The organism is Belliella alkalica, assembly GCF_022549785.1.
GTDB classification, from domain to species: Bacteria; Bacteroidota; Bacteroidia; order Cytophagales; family Cyclobacteriaceae; genus Belliella; species Belliella alkalica.
The window spans coordinates 1-15,548 of the sequence record NZ_JAKZGO010000012.1; the positions used below are offsets into that span (position 1 = coordinate 1).

Sequence of the window (15,548 nt, forward strand, 5' to 3'; positions counted from 1 at the left end):
GAAGAGCTTCTACAATAGTTGTATCACAGCTTCCTGTCACAAAATGGTTCGAAACTATAGGTGACAGTACCATTGCTGATGCCATTCTTGACAGACTCGTTCATACAGCACACAGAATAGAGCTAAAAGGTGAATCAATGAGAAAAAAACAATAACTTTAATTGCCGTTAAAACGGTAACTGAAAACCCAAAAAGAAGGGGTGGTCAGAATGACCGGATTGGTGGTCAAGATCATCGGATTAAACAATTAACGATTGAACGTTGAACGACTGAACGTTCACCCAACTCCCACTCCCCCAAGTAAGATGATATATTTTGAGAAAAAGGGTTAGTTTTATAAAAAAAGTGCAATTTTTAGTACAATTTTTTAAAAAAAATACCAACAACAGGGTATTTTTTGGAATAAAATAAAGGCTTAATTTTACATCGGTGATTTAAGCAACTTTTCCATTCTTGGTTTACGGTATATAGGAAAAATACAGCGCTATTGTTTTTGAATCCTATTAGTTTTTTTGGGGAAATGAAGTTACGGTATTCATTTCCCCATATTCTTTTATATGTTGAGAGGGTCGAATGTGTTAAAAGTTAATTGTTGAAAGCGTAGAACAATTAGTATTGAACGCTTAACATTGAACAATTAACAATTATCTTCCACCTCCTCAAAGTCTGCCATCAATATGGGATTTTGGTAATATTCCTTTTACATCAAAAACAACCCTGTCTTCTGACTTATTTATTTTGAGTGTTTTGAATTGATCATGGGATACTGCCAATACGATAGCAGCGTACTTATCTAAGTCTAATTCTTCATTTTTTTCCAACATGCTAACATCATACTCCCTTTTCACTCCATCACTATCTACCCATGGATCATATATATCCACATCCATGTCAAAGGACTGTAGCTCGCTATAAATATCAATAACTCTTGTATTCCTATAATCAGGACAATTTTCCTTAAAAGCAAATCCCAAAATTAAGACTTTGGCGTCAAGGACTTTTAAATCCTTACGCATCATCATCTTTATCAACTCTGTGGCAACAAACTTACCCATACTGTCATTTACCCGCCGACCCGCTAGGATGATTTCAGGATGATAACCAACCTCTTGGGCCTTTTGGGCTAGATAGTAAGGATCTACCCCAATACAATGACCTCCAACCAAACCTGGTGAAAACTTGAGAAAATTCCATTTTGTCCCTGCCGCTTCAAGCACCTCTTTGGTATCTATATCTAGCAAATTAAAAATTTTCGATAGCTCGTTGACAAAAGCAATATTGATATCCCTTTGGGCATTTTCTATGACTTTCGCCGCTTCCGCTACTTTTATAGATGAGGCTTGATATGTACCTGCTGTAATTATACTTGCATAAAGCGCATCAACAAACGCCGCAACTTCAGCTGTACTTCCTGATGTGACTTTCAATATCTGTGTGACAGTATGATGTTTGTCACCTGGATTTACACGCTCTGGAGAATATCCTACTGCAAAATCTTCATTAAAGCGAAGTCCTGAAGCCTCTTCCAACACAGGTACGCATTCTTCTTCGGTACATCCAGGATATACTGTAGATTCATAGATTACAATGGCATTCTTTTTCATTGACTTGCCCACCAAATTCGTGGCAGCAATCAAAGGTTGCAAATCAGGCTTGTTGTATTTGTCTATAGGAGTAGGAACTGTGACTATAAAGACATCACAAGCTTCTATAACTTCTGTATCTGATGAAAGTATAAAATCTGGCTTACTTAACACCTCCGCTAATTCTTCATCCGAAATCTCGCGTGTTTCATCTTTCCCTCCTCGAAGACTTGAAATACGCCTTTCGCTGATATCAAATCCTACTACTGAATAATTTTTTGCAAATGCTACTGCTAATGGCAGTCCAACATACCCAAGGCCAATGATTGCAATTTTTGATTCTGTGAGTGATTTAATTGGTGTTTTGCTCATTTTTTTTGAATTGATGTCCAAAGATAAAAAAAGAAACCCCGAATTACCTTAGTAAATCGGGGCTGTGGAAAAAATAATCATAAAACAAAAATAATATAAATTACATTACTTTCATTATGTATAATCAGGAAATATAATTTAATCTCCTTTTCTTTTAAGGTATAAGCTATTTTGAATACTAATGAAGTGCTAAGTACTCAAAAAACACTTTTTTTAAGTTTGGCCTTTTTTTAGAAATAAATATAATTAGGAGAAAGAAGATTACTCTAAGTGGTAAAACGTGGCTCAGTTGCTTTTTCAAAGTCAAATAATTAGGTTGTAAGCTTTTAGTGCTTTGTGATGACAGTTAATGTTAAACTCTTAACATTTAACCTTTAACATCAAACGAGCCTGTGCACCTACTTCCTCGCGTAATCATCCTGCAACCTCACAATATCTTCCTCATTTGATGGATTGTCTCTATCGGTATGTACCCATATTTCGGCGACTACTCCCCAGCCATCTAACCCTATCAGCCTATGTCTTTCTCCTTGTGCAAGTCTGACCACTTCCCCCTCTACCATATCTTTGGCAGGATTTTCAACATCCGTTTCAGACCTAGCTATCGCAGCTTCACCAGCTACCAATTTCCATAGCTCTGATCTTCTAAAATGATACTGCCAAGATAGCTTTTGATTAGGAGCCACCAATAAAATCTTAGGACTGTAAGAAAGATTGTTTTCAAGATCAATTTCAACTTCTTTGAAGAACATCTCTTTGAAAGCTTCTATTTGCTTGGGCTCTATCACGAAAAATCCTCCCCAAGGCCGCATTTGATCTTGGGCAATGATTTCAAACTGAAAGTTTTTCAACTGTACTTCGATCTGTGCGAAGACTTCGCTTTTTTCGAGATTTTGATATAGTGGTTTGAACATTGTTTTTGAAGTTAAGAGGTGAGCTTTTAAGCAATAAGCGTTAGTGTAGATAAACGTTAAGGGTTAAGAGCGTTAAACGTTAAGCGTTAAGAATGTTAAGCGTTAAGGGCGTTAAACGTTAAGCGTTAAGAATGTTAAGCGCTAAACCCTTAACGTTGAACATTTAACGTTAAACGATTAACGTTGAACGTTTAACGCTGAACGATTATCCCTCAAACCAACTCCCTCCTTTACACTCCTACTGCTGCTTTTGAAATAAATATATCAAGCTTACTTGACTATGCACAGAGAATAGGTTTTCGCCTTTTGGGTATTCAGGGGTGCTGTTAGGGGCTAGTTGCCATTGGTAGTTCATACCATTGATTAGTTGAAGTTTTGAACTTAGGAGCAGATTATTCCACTGCTTATCAAATAAGAAACCTACACTGAGATCTATCCAAGGCCGATGTTCTTTTTGCTGACCAAAAACACGGTAGTAAAAATCCTGATGGTTTTCTAAACGCTCAAGAAGAATCCCCATTTTGTTGAACTTTTCTATCAGAGAAACTTCGAGAGTTTGCACATTAGAGCCAGTACCGATGCCAACTCCAAGAGGTTGACCGTAGTTAGCAAACCCCCTAACTTGATAATGAGTATGCCATGAGGTTCCACCTAACAATCCCGCATACCTTATATATCTATTAACAGATTCTTGCTGATGTGTGATTTCTCCCCTGACTTGAATCATTTTATTTTCGAGAGGCAAATCAATTAGCTTTTTGAATCCAAATAAATATGCTCTGGCATGCTCTGGATTGATAATGGCTTCTCTCCAATTAAAATTATGATCTCTCTTTCCAAATTCAAAATACACCTCTGCTTTTGCTTTAGGCGCTACAAATCTCGCAAATACACTCGCTTGCTGGTCACGTGCATCAGAATCAAAATCAACAGAATTTCCATTTTCAAAAACTTTTTCCTTTTGAAACGGGTCAAAAATTGGGAAGTAATCTCTTAATGTATTTCCTCTTTTAACATTGTATTGCTGGTAAGTTCTAGTAAATCCTAAAAAAAGACCTTTTAGCCACTTTGGATTATATGAAATGGTAATTGCATTCAAATACCGCCAATCGCCTGTAAATTTTTTAAAATGCTGATTATTTATGTCATCAAATTGCGTAGGTGCAAATCCAGAGTCTTCTAACCTACCTAAAATCAATTGTCCTTCAAAATTTCCTAAGAAAGTCTTTGCTGGTTTGATTGTATTCAAAGTCAAATGTGGGAATCCCTGTGCATTGTTTGAAAAGGTCAAAGCATTCCATTGACCTGGGCCCCACCAAATGTTTTGCGTGCTGATACCAGTTTCAAATGCTCCAAACTCTAGACTAATTTTCGACTGTCCCCACCATATATTGTTGTATATTCCATCTCCAAATCGCTCTGGAGCATCGTCATTGTTGTAGAAATGAAATCTGTTTTGAATTTCTCGGGTAGTTCTATTATTGCCAAATCCGTCAAATCTCAAATTTTGTGCAATCACAAACTCAGGTTGAATTTGGATTTTTAAGATTGATAATTTCGCAAAAAATCCAGTTGAAGTATATGATTGAAAACCCTTGGAAGGAATCATTGCCCCGTCGGCCCATCCATATGGTCTATTTGAGTTATATTGTATTGTTTGGAAAAATGGCAAAACGCCAAATTTTACTTGTTTAAAACCTTTCTCTTGATTATTGTCTATTATCGATAAGGAAAAGTCTTTGATCTGATTAGGTTGAAAAGGTCTTAAACTTAACAAAGCTTGAATTGTGTCAAGCTCATAATTTAACTGAGTGCTCCTGAATATTCCTGTAATCGAAGATTATTAGAAATAAGATTTTGTGCATTAGTAATCTTAAATTGAAATAAAGATAAAATCAATAAAAATAAAATTCTACCCATTACTAAATCTGTTTCTAATTACATCAATTATAAATATAGGAGTTGAAATCAGATTTCTCTTCCACAATCTTTTTGGTTCTCTTAACAACCTAGGCAACCACTCTAGACCCAAATTTATCCAAAATTTTGACGGTCTTTTAACTGTGCCAGCATAAAAATCAAAAACAGCACCAATGGAACAAATCACTTTTGCGTTTATTTCCATTTTATTTTTGTGAACCCACTTTTCTTGCTTTGGAGCTGTCATTCCTACAAATAAGACATCAGGACTTAATTTGTTAACCTCCTCAATCATAGTTTTGTTATCTTCCACAGAAAAAACTTCCTTGAAAGGAGGCGAAAATGATTTAACTACTATTCTTGGATATTCTTTTTTGATTTTAGATTGAATTAAATCTAAAGTTTGTTCAGATGCTCCTAGAAAAAAACAAGACCCTCCAGACTTGTTTAACTTTTCTAATAAAAATAAAAATATATCAAACCCTGCGATTTTTTCTATTTTCACTTTCTTTAAAATACTTGCGGCATAAACTATTCCAATTCCATCGGGTAATAAAACATCACTTTCGAGTAAAGCATTCCTAAATTCAACATCACTCTTTGCTACATAATAAGAATGAGGATTTATAGTGTTTATAATTGTTCTATTTTCCAAAATTAAATCAGGATATTCAGTTGCAATAGGATAACTTAATAACTCAATCATTATTTATTTAAAATTTGATTCAAAATCGTTACAAACCTTTTTTCAAAACTATCTACTGTACATTCTTCTTCGTATTTAACCTTATATAGAAGATTTCAAAATATCCAAAAGTATTTTCGTGAAATTCTTTTCAAAAATGTCAGTAGTAAACTTATTCAGAAACTTAAGCTCTCCTCTTCTCCCCATTTCAACTCTTAAGTCTTCATTCTCAATTAATTGTAGTAAACGATCAGCTAAAGCAAAATGATCTTTTTTCTGAACAATAAATCCTGTTTCTCCATCTTCAACAATGTCTGGAATACCTCCTTCATTAGTAGACACAATAGGTAGTCTGAATTGCATAGCCTCTAAGTTGACCAATCCAAATGTTTCATTAAAAGTAGGAAAAACAAAAATATCTGAGTTTAGAAAAATTTCATTTTTATCTTCACCATATCTTTTTCCTAAATAATACACATAATTTTCTAAATCTAAATCGATAATTTTTTGCTTCAATTGCTTTATACTAATATCTCCTTCACCTCCAACCAAATTACAACGAAACGTCATACCTCTTTGAATTAAATCTTTACAAGCATCCAATAAAATAAATATCCCTTTTGACTCAATCAAATTTGACAAAAATAGTAGATTAACTTTATCATTCCCTTCCTTTTTCGGTCTAACAAATGAATTAGATATCTTTGGGATACCATTTGGACATATTAATACTTTATTCTCAGGTACATATTTTTTCACGTCACTATACAAAAATCTAGATAATAAAATCACATATACATCATTAAAAAAAATTTTATATAAATAATGGTACAATTTACTATTTTGATTGTTGACCACACCTTTATTGTGGAAATGATACACAAGTTTTTTACCAAAAGATTTTATTAATAAAACGACAATTAAGTCCTTAAATATTCCTTTTTTACTAACAGACGGTGTCATATATACCACATCCGGTTTAAACTTGATTAATGAAACAAAAACTTTCCACAAAATATTAAAAAACCGCAAAAATTTACTTAATCCGACATCTCCAATTTCATCTACTGATAAGGATGTACCTAAATTTATAAATTTAGTATTAAATGTAGAATTAATTAAAAAACTTTCAGATATATACTTTCCAACCATGGCAGCACCATGTATAGGAGGTGGGACATGTAATATAAAAAGTACTTTAGAACGCATTGGTAAGTAGATTATTAATTTTATCTTTTAATCTGTTCAATATGGAAAACTTTTGTTTAAATTCATTGACGAGATTTTCATCAACCTCTTGAAAATGTGAAAATTGAAAATCTCTTTGATTACTTTTATCCAAAATAGTTAAAAAACGTTTTGCACCGACAGTGTGAGTAGCTTCTTTTGAATACCCTATACTTTCAATTTTAGAACGACTTGGGAATACTGTTTTTAAGTTTAATAAAGATTGATGAAAACAGAGCCTAATTGCCCAAGAATCAATTCTCCCCTCCCTCTGATTCTTCAACATTCTAAGCATATCACTACCTCCTCTTAAAAAATTTTTAACTAATTTTTTGTCTTTTAGAAAAACTTCATAGTTACTCATCTCCCAATCTATTTGCTCCCATCTATCCTTCCAAATCCCCCACCCCCAAGATGATGCCCGATATCCATAATAAAAATCCCTATTCCTTGGCAAAGAAGGAAGATTTAAAGTATAACCTGAAACAGAAATTATTTCACTATCATTTTCATAATACTGAAGTGCTTGGTTCATAAAGTCAAGAAAGTTAGGCGAAGTAACAAGATCATCCTCAAGTACTATTATTTTCCCATATTGCCCAACTACATTAGATACACCCTCTATAATTGAATTTGCCAGGCCTTTATTAATTTTAGATTCAAAAATTTTTACGGACTTGAATCCTTCAACTTTATTGATGTATTCTCTTACATCATTAATTTTTCTTTCGGATAAAATATTCTTTGGACCGTCTGAGAAAATAATTAAATCGCTTTCTTTAGCCAAATAATTTTTTCTTAAAGCTTCTATTGTAGAAATTGTTTCTGAAAGCCTATTGTAAGTGAATAAACAAATTGGTGCAAATCTACTCATAACTAAAATTAATTGATTTTAAAACGTTCATAAAAACTTTTGCGGTAAATACAATATTAAATATTCTAAGTTGCGGTACTCCCAAGTACCATAAAACAATTTAAATATAAACCATACCTCAAAAATTATAATAAAAAGTAGTGAAATGTTGAACAACAATTTTTTATTAAAAAAAGATACAGTTCCTACAAAAAGGTATAGTGAAATTGGGAAAAAGAAATATAGATAAAACCCAAATCTTAAAGCTAGTTCAGTATTCTGGTAATTTAACAACACAAATACAGTTAAAAATAGAATTAAATTAAAAATTAAATTTAATCCATTGTATTTATACCTTTTCAAAACAACTAAAAATAAAAGAATATTTAATAAAAATAACAATAAACCCAAATAACCAATTGATTCTAATTCAATTCCTTGGCCTTTATTAGCCATCCTTAAAATTATATAATTCACAAAAGGAACACTTGAGAAAAGTGCTATTATCTTATCAAAAAAAATGTTAAAAAGCATATAAATAATGAATACTATTAATAATAAATTAAAATAATTTTTAACTTTTATTTCCTTGCTCATTAAAGGAAGGTACATTAAGAAAAATACGAGTGAAGTGGAATGAGTCAAAGAGGCTGCAACTAATAAAACAAATGGAGACTTTTTTATAGCAACATATCGCATTAAGGCCAATAAAATCATTGATGAAGCCAAAAACTGTCTTATTAAATGCGCTGAAATTGAAAACAAGTTTGGAAATAGCATTAATATAAGTAATCCAAAAAAAAGAAAATAATCATCAAATTTCATTAATTTTTGTAATAGGCAAAGACTATTTAATATAAAAATGTAACTAATAAATGAATAAATAAAAATAAAAAAAAACTCACTGCCATTTGATAAATGGAAAATTATATAGTTTGAAGCATAAAAAAGTGGTTCCTTGCCTTTTAATATTAAATACTCAATAAATCCATAATCAAAAATTGAATTAAAATCATCCACATAATTGATTAAATCACTTTCTGGGACTTTAAGTGTATTTATAAATGAAAGTATACAACATGAAATAAAAACGAATGACTTTATATCATGATTTTTAAAATTTCCAAAAACAACCTTTAAAGAAATGAATAACCATGAAGATAATGGAGATATTAAAAATAAAAAAAGAAAATAAACCCTAGCCAAATACACTTTTATTAACCTCATTAAAATTAAACCTATATTATACTTACGATTCTTCAGTAATTAAAAGAATACTATGTTGGTACTTCTTATTCATAAAATCAATTTCTATTGGTATTGTCAAAACTTCAGCCATGGCATTGGAATCAATTTATTACCAATGTAAAATGAAAGTATATACTGAATGAAATTAATCACCAAAAGCGAGTAACATGCTCCAATGATTCCAAAATTCACAACTAGAATGTATGATAAAAATATATTCAATAGACCCGTCATAAAAGTAATTTTGGTAACTTCAATTGTTCTGGATGTAAAAAAAATATAATTAACATGTAGTTTGTAAAATCCTTTAAACATTGCTGCCAAAATCAAAGGGAACAAAAACAATTTTACGTCGCTGTAATCCTGGCCAAAAATAAGTTCAACACCAAAATATCCTCCTAGGTAAACTGTTAAGGATACAATTATTAAAATAGCATAAATTCCATAAGACATTTTAACTATATTTCTATTATTTTCTGAGTTTGGATCCTTTAACTTTTCATATATATGAGGCACTATTGCTTTGGATATAGCATCTTCCAATACTGTAATTATTGTTGCTAATGTTACACCAACACCATAACTACCAGTAGCAATTACACCTATTATTGAAGAAATAATAATTTTATTTGCAGCTGACCCTAACCAAATCCCTAGTCTATGTAAAGCAATTGGAAAACTAATTGTTAGTATTGATTTCACATAAACAAACGATTCAGTTACTTTTAATATTTGACTTTTTATAAAGGTTTTAATAGAATAGATCCCAAAAATCGAATAACTAAACAAATGCCCAATTAAAATCCCCTCCCAACCATAATTAAATAATAAAACAAGAATTAGACCTGAAACATTACCAATAATTGATAGTGAAATTGTAAATAAACCATAAGATTTGATTTTATATTCAATACGCCACAAACTTTGCCGTAAATTTGTGAAGTATCTGAATAATATTAAAAAACAGATAATTATTAACCAATTAGGTGGAAAACCTATAATATTTCCCAATGGTTTTGAAAAACAAAAAATGACAAACCATACAAGGAAAAAAAGAATTAAAACTAATAAAAAGGAATTGGAAAAGTATTTTGAAAATTCTTTACTTGTTAATTTATAGTAATTAATTAATATTGAATTATCTATACTTAATGTCACTATTGGCATCAGTACTTCAACCAATGTTTGGTATAAAACAAAAAGACCAACTTCCTCTTTGGAAAGAACCCGCGTTAAAATTGGTAAAATTAAAAAAGGTAGGAGTTTTTCAATAAAGTTAAGTGCAGTGTAGCCCAAAGAATGTTTAACTACCTTGCTGTTTCTTAATTTATTTATATTTAATTTCAAAATATTTATTTACTAATTGTAATTGTTGAAAATGACTATTGTATTTTTGAGCTGAAATAATCGAATGATTTGTATCCATCCAACTTTTTATTGTATTAAAAAGTTGGATGGATAACACTAAAATAAATCATTTTAAACTTTACATGGAATAACACATAATAAAAACAAATTGATTAAGATCATTTATAATATCTAAAGTCCTACTCTAGCAGCTTAAATAGTTTTGAAAAGCTATTATTAACTTTCTCTTTTAAGTCAAAATTTCTTAACTCTAATTTTTCACTATGTTTATCTAACTCTATAGATTCAATAGATTTAAGCGTATTTTCTAAAATTTGATCGTCAAATTTTAAATTCCATTCTGTTTTGTCATACAACTTTAAGAAAGATTCATACTTTGGATTCCATCCAATGGCCAAAGAAGGAATATTTTGTGAAATGGATCCTACCACCACATGGTACCTAGAGCTTACAGAAAATTTTGCATTTTTAAGAATGTATTTAAAAGTTGCAGTTGATACATTATCATTAAAAAGAATGGCGTCAGGGCAGTAATCTTTAATACTCAAACAAACTTCATTATCAGAATTATTTTCATTCAATGTAAAATTATGAACGAGAATTAGTATTTTAAAACGGTTTGATAGTTGTAAATACAATTTATAAAAGTATTCAAGATACTCTTTACCAAATTTTGAGTACATTATAGCACTAGGGGAAAATACTACATAATTCTCATCCAGTTCAAATGGCAGTTTAGCACTTTCTTCTGGATGATATACCAAAGTACTATCTGGAAATGGTCCAAATACTTTTTCTGGACTAACTTTGAAATTTCGCAATACCTCGTTGTAGGAAAACTGACTTCTAGTAAATATTCCTAATGATCTTGATAATATAATTTTTGCTAGAAATATATTATATCCTTTTTTGGCTGGCCCGAAATCTTGAGTAAAGAAAATTAATTTCCCTTTCTTTTTGACAAAGGGTAAATATCTAACTAAATTTCTTAATGTAGAGCGAAAAGAGCCATCATGAAAGTTAATTCCTCCAATGTCGATTGCAAAGTCCATTTCACTTACATCCAAATCAAAAGGATTCAATAAGCTTTTTGGTTTAAATCTCATCACCTTAATTTTATCATTCGATAATCTCGGTAAGAATACATCATTATAATATTCGATTTTACTTGAAACTTCTAAAAAAAGTTCAATTCCGCTAAATCGTTGGGTTAGCTTTTTTATTAAAACTTCTAGCATTGCTTCAGCACCTTTATTCCCACCTGCTTCTGCATTCAATATGGCTATTTTCATAATTCTTATATAAATTGAGAAATTTCATTAATGTATTTTCTTTGAGAATATGCAACATATCCTTCATGTTCTGGATAACCTATGGCAATCGAAACAATGACTTTTTCATCTTCACCCAATCCTAATAGACCTTTCATTTTATCTTCATTTTCTGGAATATCTGCCCAATTAATTAGGCAGGTTCTTAAACCTAAACTTTCTAAAGCCAAAACAAAAGGCATCACTGAAAGACAACTATCTACATAAATTGAATGCCTATTGGCAACATTAGAAAAGGCTCTTTGTTGACCAACAAGAACTGCTATTGCTGGAATATTTTCAGACCAGCCAATCGTACCTGGAGAAACATTGGCAATCTCATTCGTTAATTTCAAATCAGTATTTGAAATGAAATACCTATATGGAAGCCTATTACAACTACTGGGAGATTGTAAAGCAACGTTTAATGCTTTATTGATTAATTCTGAAGGAACAGTTTTTTTTGAAAACCATCGAACTGACTTTCTAGAAATATTTAGATCCAAAAAATCATCAAAAGTAACTTTACTAATGGCGTTACTATTTGGAAAAGGTAATTTTACTGTAGCTTTATCAACATTAAAATGTTCGCTTAAACTTTTGAAAATTTCATTAGCCTTTATATAATTGACATTTTGAGAAGAAACTATTTTAAAATATTGATCAAGCACCTGAAATGACCAATCAAATTCACTTCTCAGAAAATCATTTTTATTATTTTCAACTAATACCTTGAAAGCTACTACGGTTTGATATATGAACCTGACAGCAAATTCACTTCTTCTAGGTCTCATGATCATTCCTTTCTCAATTCTGTGAACATTACGCCTTAGAAAATGAATATTCAAACTGTTTTTTTTTCTAGAGTTCTCGTAAATGAAAGCCCCTTCTAAAAAAGCTTTATGTTCCCTAATATAGTTTTTGTTGAAGCTCAAACTAATAGCAACAAAAAATGTGTTACTTTTTATAATTCTATTTATAAAAAACTTAAAACTCTCTAATGATTCTGCAAGAAACCAGATTCCTCTCTCAGGAATAATTTTTTTTAATAATGATTTCAACATATCCGTTACTCTTCTTGATTAAATACTTGATGACCTGCCTTCACTAAATCCATATCTCTTTTAAATAAATTCAAATCCGACACCATCATATCCTCTACCAGTCCTTGCAGATCATATTCAGGTTCCCATCCAAGCTTAGTCTTAGACTTTGTAGGATCGCCTAATAGCAAGTCTACTTCAGTTGGACGGAAATAGATAGGATCAATTTTTAGTAGTGTATCTCCGATGTTAAGGGTTAAAGCGTTAAGCGTTAAGCCAGTGGATTTTTCGTAGATATCTTGATCAATTGAATCAAGGATACCGACTTCGTTTACTCCTTCTCCTTCGAATCTAATATTGAAACCGACATGAGAGAAGGCCATTTGGATAAAGTCACGAACTTTGGTTGTAACCCCTGTTGCGATCACATAGTCTTCTGCTACATCCTGCTGTAAAATTAGCCACATCGCTTTGACGTAGTCTTTGGCATGTCCCCAATCTCTTTTAGCATCTAAGTTTCCCATGTAGAGTTCTTTTTGAAGTCCTAGGGCTATTTTTGATACTGCTCTGGTAATTTTTCTTGTTACGAATGTTTCTCCTCTTCTTGGAGACTCATGATTAAAAAGTATACCGTTGCAAGCAAACATATTGTAAGCTTCTCTGTAGTTTTTGGTAATCCAAAAACCATAAATCTTGGCTGCACCATATGGAGAACGAGGATAAAAAGGGGAGTTTTCATCATAAAAGCCCTTATCATTTTTGTTTTCCGGCATACCGCCATAAAGCTCTGAGGTGGATGCTTGGTATATTCTAGTTTTCTTTTCCAAACCCAAAATTCTTACAGCTTCCAAGATTCTTAAAGTTCCTATACCGTCCACATTTGCTACATATTCAGGGGAATCAAAGGAAACTTTGACATGAGACATGGCTCCAAGATTGTAAATCTCATCTGGTTTTGTCTCCTGGATTATTCTAATTAGGTTGGTAGAGTCAGTCAAATCTCCATAATGGAGCTTAAAATTGACATTGTTTTCATGCTGATCTACATACAAATGATCTACCCTTTGGGTATTGAAAGAGGAAGCCCTCCTTTTGATTCCGTGAACCAAATAGCCTTTTTCTAAAAGTAGTTCGGCGAGGTAGGAACCGTCTTGGCCTGTTATGCCAGTAATAAGGGCAACTTTTTGTGATGAAGTATTCATGCTTTGATTTGTTGTAATGTTAAGCGTTAAGCGTTAAATGTTGAGGGTTAATTGATTCTAACCTGCAAAACAATTTAGCCTTTAACTGATTTTATATTTTCACTTCTTTGATAGAATCTTGATTATCAAGGAACCATTGGTATGTTGATTGGATGCCTTCCTCAAGTCCAATCTTTGCTTTCCAACCTGCTTGGGTCATTTTTGATACATCCATCAATTTCCTCGGAGTACCATCTGGCTTGGAACTATCCCATATGATATCACCTTGATGTCCAACTATTTTTTGTATCAATTCAGCAAGTTCTTTGATAGTCAAATCAACTCCTGTTCCCACATTGTACAAATTATCCTTAAATTCATTTTCCAAAGCAAACACTACAGCTTCAGCCATATCTTCTACATGAAGAAACTCACGCATTGGAGTTCCCGAACCCCAAAGTGTTACGGGACTATTTCCATTGTTTTTTGCCTCATGAAATTTCCTTATCATAGCAGGCAATACATGGGAGGTGTTTAGATCAAAATTGTCAAAGGAACCATAAAGGTTCGTAGGCATCAAAGAAATATAGTCCTTACCAAACTGTTTTCTAATAGCTTCACATGCTTTTACACCAGTTATTTTTGCTAAAGCATACCATTCGTTGGTAGGTTCTAAAGAAGAAGTCAAAAGACAATCTTCCTTAAGGGGTTGAGGTGCAAATTTTGGATAAATACATGATGAACCTAAAAATATGAATTTTTGAACGTCAGCCTTTAATGATGCATCTATCAGATTATTCTGAATCTGCATGTTTTCCATCAAAAATTGGTATGGGTAATCATTATTAGCAAGAATGCCTCCTACCCTTGCGGCAGCGTCAATGACAACATCAGGTTTTTCTGAATCAAAAAATTCATTAACTTTATTTTGATTTTTTAGGTCAAGCTCTTTAGATGACTTTCCAAGCAGATTGGTATAGCCTTTGGATTCCAAAGCTCTCCAAATTGCAGAACCTACCATGCCACGATGACCTGCGATGTATATTTTGGTGGATTTGTTCATTATTTATTTACACAAAGTTGCGCAAAGGATGCACAGAGTTTCACAGAGATTTAGTGTTAAGGGTAAAACGTTAAGGGTTAATGCTACGCGTTAAAGGTTAAAAGCCCGCCGCGTCGGGTAGATTGTTAAATTCTGGGGTAATTGTGATTATACTAATTTTAATCTTCTTAACCCTACACAATTAACGTTTAACATTTTTACTTTTTCAAAAGCCAACTGCTTGACTGTATCTTATCACCTAATCCATCTATTAATTCTATTCCTAACTCTTGGCAAATAGGAACTTCTGGTATGGATTGGTTATTTTGATCACCTCCGTTGGCGAAAGCAAGCTTATATTCATTTGATAGTTGCTGATGAATCAATCTGATTGTCTCACAAACTGTCCTATCCTTATCAATGGATAAATAGACCTTATCAACACTTTTGATATTAGAAACTATAAATACACGCTCATCTTCTAACTGAAATTCTTTAGATCCCTTCAATGCTCTTTGATGATCACTATTTACAATTACAATCAATTCATCCCCCGCAGACTTTGCATTGTTGAAATATTCAATATGTCCCTTGTGGAGCGGATTAAAATAGCCCGAAACTATGATTGCTTTTTTCATATTTATTAATTTTAAAATATTGTCTCGCAGAGGCGCGAAGACAAGAGAATTAAGGTCGTTAAAAGTTAATGTTTGCCTATGGCTGCACGTTAAACGTTAATGTTTGCCTGCGGCTACACGTTAAACGTTAATGTTTGCCTATGGCTGCACGTTAAACGTTAATG

General features: G+C 32.1%; 14 protein-coding genes. 1 reads left to right on the plus strand and 13 read right to left on the minus strand.

Annotated features, from left to right (window positions below; genetic code table 11):
* Window positions 1–155: ATP-binding protein (locus MM213_RS14060; protein WP_241413393.1), on the plus strand; the 155-nt coding region annotated here is incomplete at its 5' end.
* 504 nt (window positions 156–659) lie between these two features.
* On the opposite strand, the gene MM213_RS14065 is transcribed toward MM213_RS14060, so the two are convergent.
* The 13 genes from MM213_RS14065 to MM213_RS14125 form a co-directional block, all read right to left on the minus strand.
* The gene (locus tag MM213_RS14065; protein ID WP_255806973.1) at window positions 660–1,955 is read right to left on the minus strand and encodes a nucleotide sugar dehydrogenase; all 1,296 of its coding nucleotides are present in this window, start codon (window positions 1,953–1,955) and stop codon (window positions 660–662) included.
* A 398-nt stretch (window positions 1,956–2,353) separates the two neighbouring features.
* On the minus strand, window positions 2,354–2,869 hold the full coding sequence (locus MM213_RS14070; protein WP_241413209.1) for a cupin domain-containing protein: 516 nt from the start codon (window positions 2,867–2,869) through the stop codon (window positions 2,354–2,356).
* A gap of 238 nt (window positions 2,870–3,107) precedes the next feature.
* Complete coding sequence (locus MM213_RS14075; RefSeq protein WP_241413211.1) at window positions 3,108–4,541, minus strand: capsule assembly Wzi family protein; 1,434 nt, start codon at window positions 4,539–4,541, stop codon at window positions 3,108–3,110.
* A 240-nt stretch (window positions 4,542–4,781) separates the two neighbouring features.
* Entirely contained in the window at window positions 4,782–5,495 is a 714-nt protein-coding gene (locus MM213_RS14080; RefSeq protein ID WP_241413213.1) for a WecB/TagA/CpsF family glycosyltransferase, read from the minus strand.
* Between the two features lie 81 nt (window positions 5,496–5,576).
* Complete coding sequence (locus MM213_RS14085; protein WP_241413215.1) at window positions 5,577–6,683, minus strand: glycosyltransferase family 4 protein; 1,107 nt, start codon at window positions 6,681–6,683, stop codon at window positions 5,577–5,579.
* Complete coding sequence (locus MM213_RS14090; RefSeq protein ID WP_241413217.1) at window positions 6,673–7,575, minus strand: glycosyltransferase; 903 nt, start codon at window positions 7,573–7,575, stop codon at window positions 6,673–6,675. Before MM213_RS14090 ends, MM213_RS14085 begins: the two co-directional genes overlap by 11 nt.
* Before the next feature lie 27 nt (window positions 7,576–7,602).
* The gene (locus MM213_RS14095; protein WP_241413218.1) at window positions 7,603–8,760 is read right to left on the minus strand and encodes an EpsG family protein; all 1,158 of its coding nucleotides are present in this window, start codon (window positions 8,758–8,760) and stop codon (window positions 7,603–7,605) included.
* Between the two features lie 117 nt (window positions 8,761–8,877).
* Complete coding sequence (locus MM213_RS14100; RefSeq protein WP_241413220.1) at window positions 8,878–10,149, minus strand: lipopolysaccharide biosynthesis protein; 1,272 nt, start codon at window positions 10,147–10,149, stop codon at window positions 8,878–8,880.
* 200 nt (window positions 10,150–10,349) lie between these two features.
* Window positions 10,350–11,462, minus strand: a complete 1,113-nt coding sequence (locus tag MM213_RS14105) for a polysaccharide pyruvyl transferase family protein (RefSeq protein ID WP_241413222.1) — start codon at window positions 11,460–11,462, stop codon at window positions 10,350–10,352.
* A 5-nt stretch (window positions 11,463–11,467) separates the two neighbouring features.
* Complete coding sequence (locus MM213_RS14110; RefSeq protein WP_241413223.1) at window positions 11,468–12,544, minus strand: nitroreductase family protein; 1,077 nt, start codon at window positions 12,542–12,544, stop codon at window positions 11,468–11,470.
* 5 nt (window positions 12,545–12,549) lie between these two features.
* Window positions 12,550–13,725, minus strand: a complete 1,176-nt coding sequence (gene gmd, locus MM213_RS14115) for a GDP-mannose 4,6-dehydratase (protein ID WP_241413224.1) — start codon at window positions 13,723–13,725, stop codon at window positions 12,550–12,552.
* Between the two features lie 91 nt (window positions 13,726–13,816).
* A complete protein-coding gene (locus tag MM213_RS14120) occupies window positions 13,817–14,767 on the minus strand; it encodes a GDP-L-fucose synthase family protein (protein WP_241413228.1) in 951 nt (316 codons plus the stop codon).
* Between the two features lie 197 nt (window positions 14,768–14,964).
* Window positions 14,965–15,384 (minus strand): adenylyltransferase/cytidyltransferase family protein, encoded by a 420-nt coding sequence (locus MM213_RS14125; RefSeq protein ID WP_241413230.1) that lies wholly within the window; start codon window positions 15,382–15,384, stop codon window positions 14,965–14,967.
* Between the last annotated feature and the right edge of the window lie 164 nt (window positions 15,385–15,548).

Coding starts and splice junctions, on each gene's coding strand:
- MM213_RS14065 (WP_255806973.1), bottom strand. CDS start 1,955: ATGAGCAAAACACCAATTAAATCACTCACAGAATCAAAAATTGCAATC.
- MM213_RS14070 (WP_241413209.1), bottom strand. CDS start 2,869: ATGTTCAAACCACTATATCAAAATCTCGAAAAAAGCGAAGTCTTCGCA.
- MM213_RS14080 (WP_241413213.1), bottom strand. CDS start 5,495: ATGATTGAGTTATTAAGTTATCCTATTGCAACTGAATATCCTGATTTA.
- MM213_RS14085 (WP_241413215.1), bottom strand. CDS start 6,683: ATGCGTTCTAAAGTACTTTTTATATTACATGTCCCACCTCCTATACAT.
- MM213_RS14090 (WP_241413217.1), bottom strand. CDS start 7,575: ATGAGTAGATTTGCACCAATTTGTTTATTCACTTACAATAGGCTTTCA.
- MM213_RS14105 (WP_241413222.1), bottom strand. CDS start 11,462: ATGAAAATAGCCATATTGAATGCAGAAGCAGGTGGGAATAAAGGTGCT.
- MM213_RS14110 (WP_241413223.1), bottom strand. CDS start 12,544: ATGTTGAAATCATTATTAAAAAAAATTATTCCTGAGAGAGGAATCTGG.
- gmd (WP_241413224.1), bottom strand. CDS start 13,725: ATGAATACTTCATCACAAAAAGTTGCCCTTATTACTGGCATAACAGGC.
- MM213_RS14120 (WP_241413228.1), bottom strand. CDS start 14,767: ATGAACAAATCCACCAAAATATACATCGCAGGTCATCGTGGCATGGTA.
- MM213_RS14125 (WP_241413230.1), bottom strand. CDS start 15,384: ATGAAAAAAGCAATCATAGTTTCGGGCTATTTTAATCCGCTCCACAAG.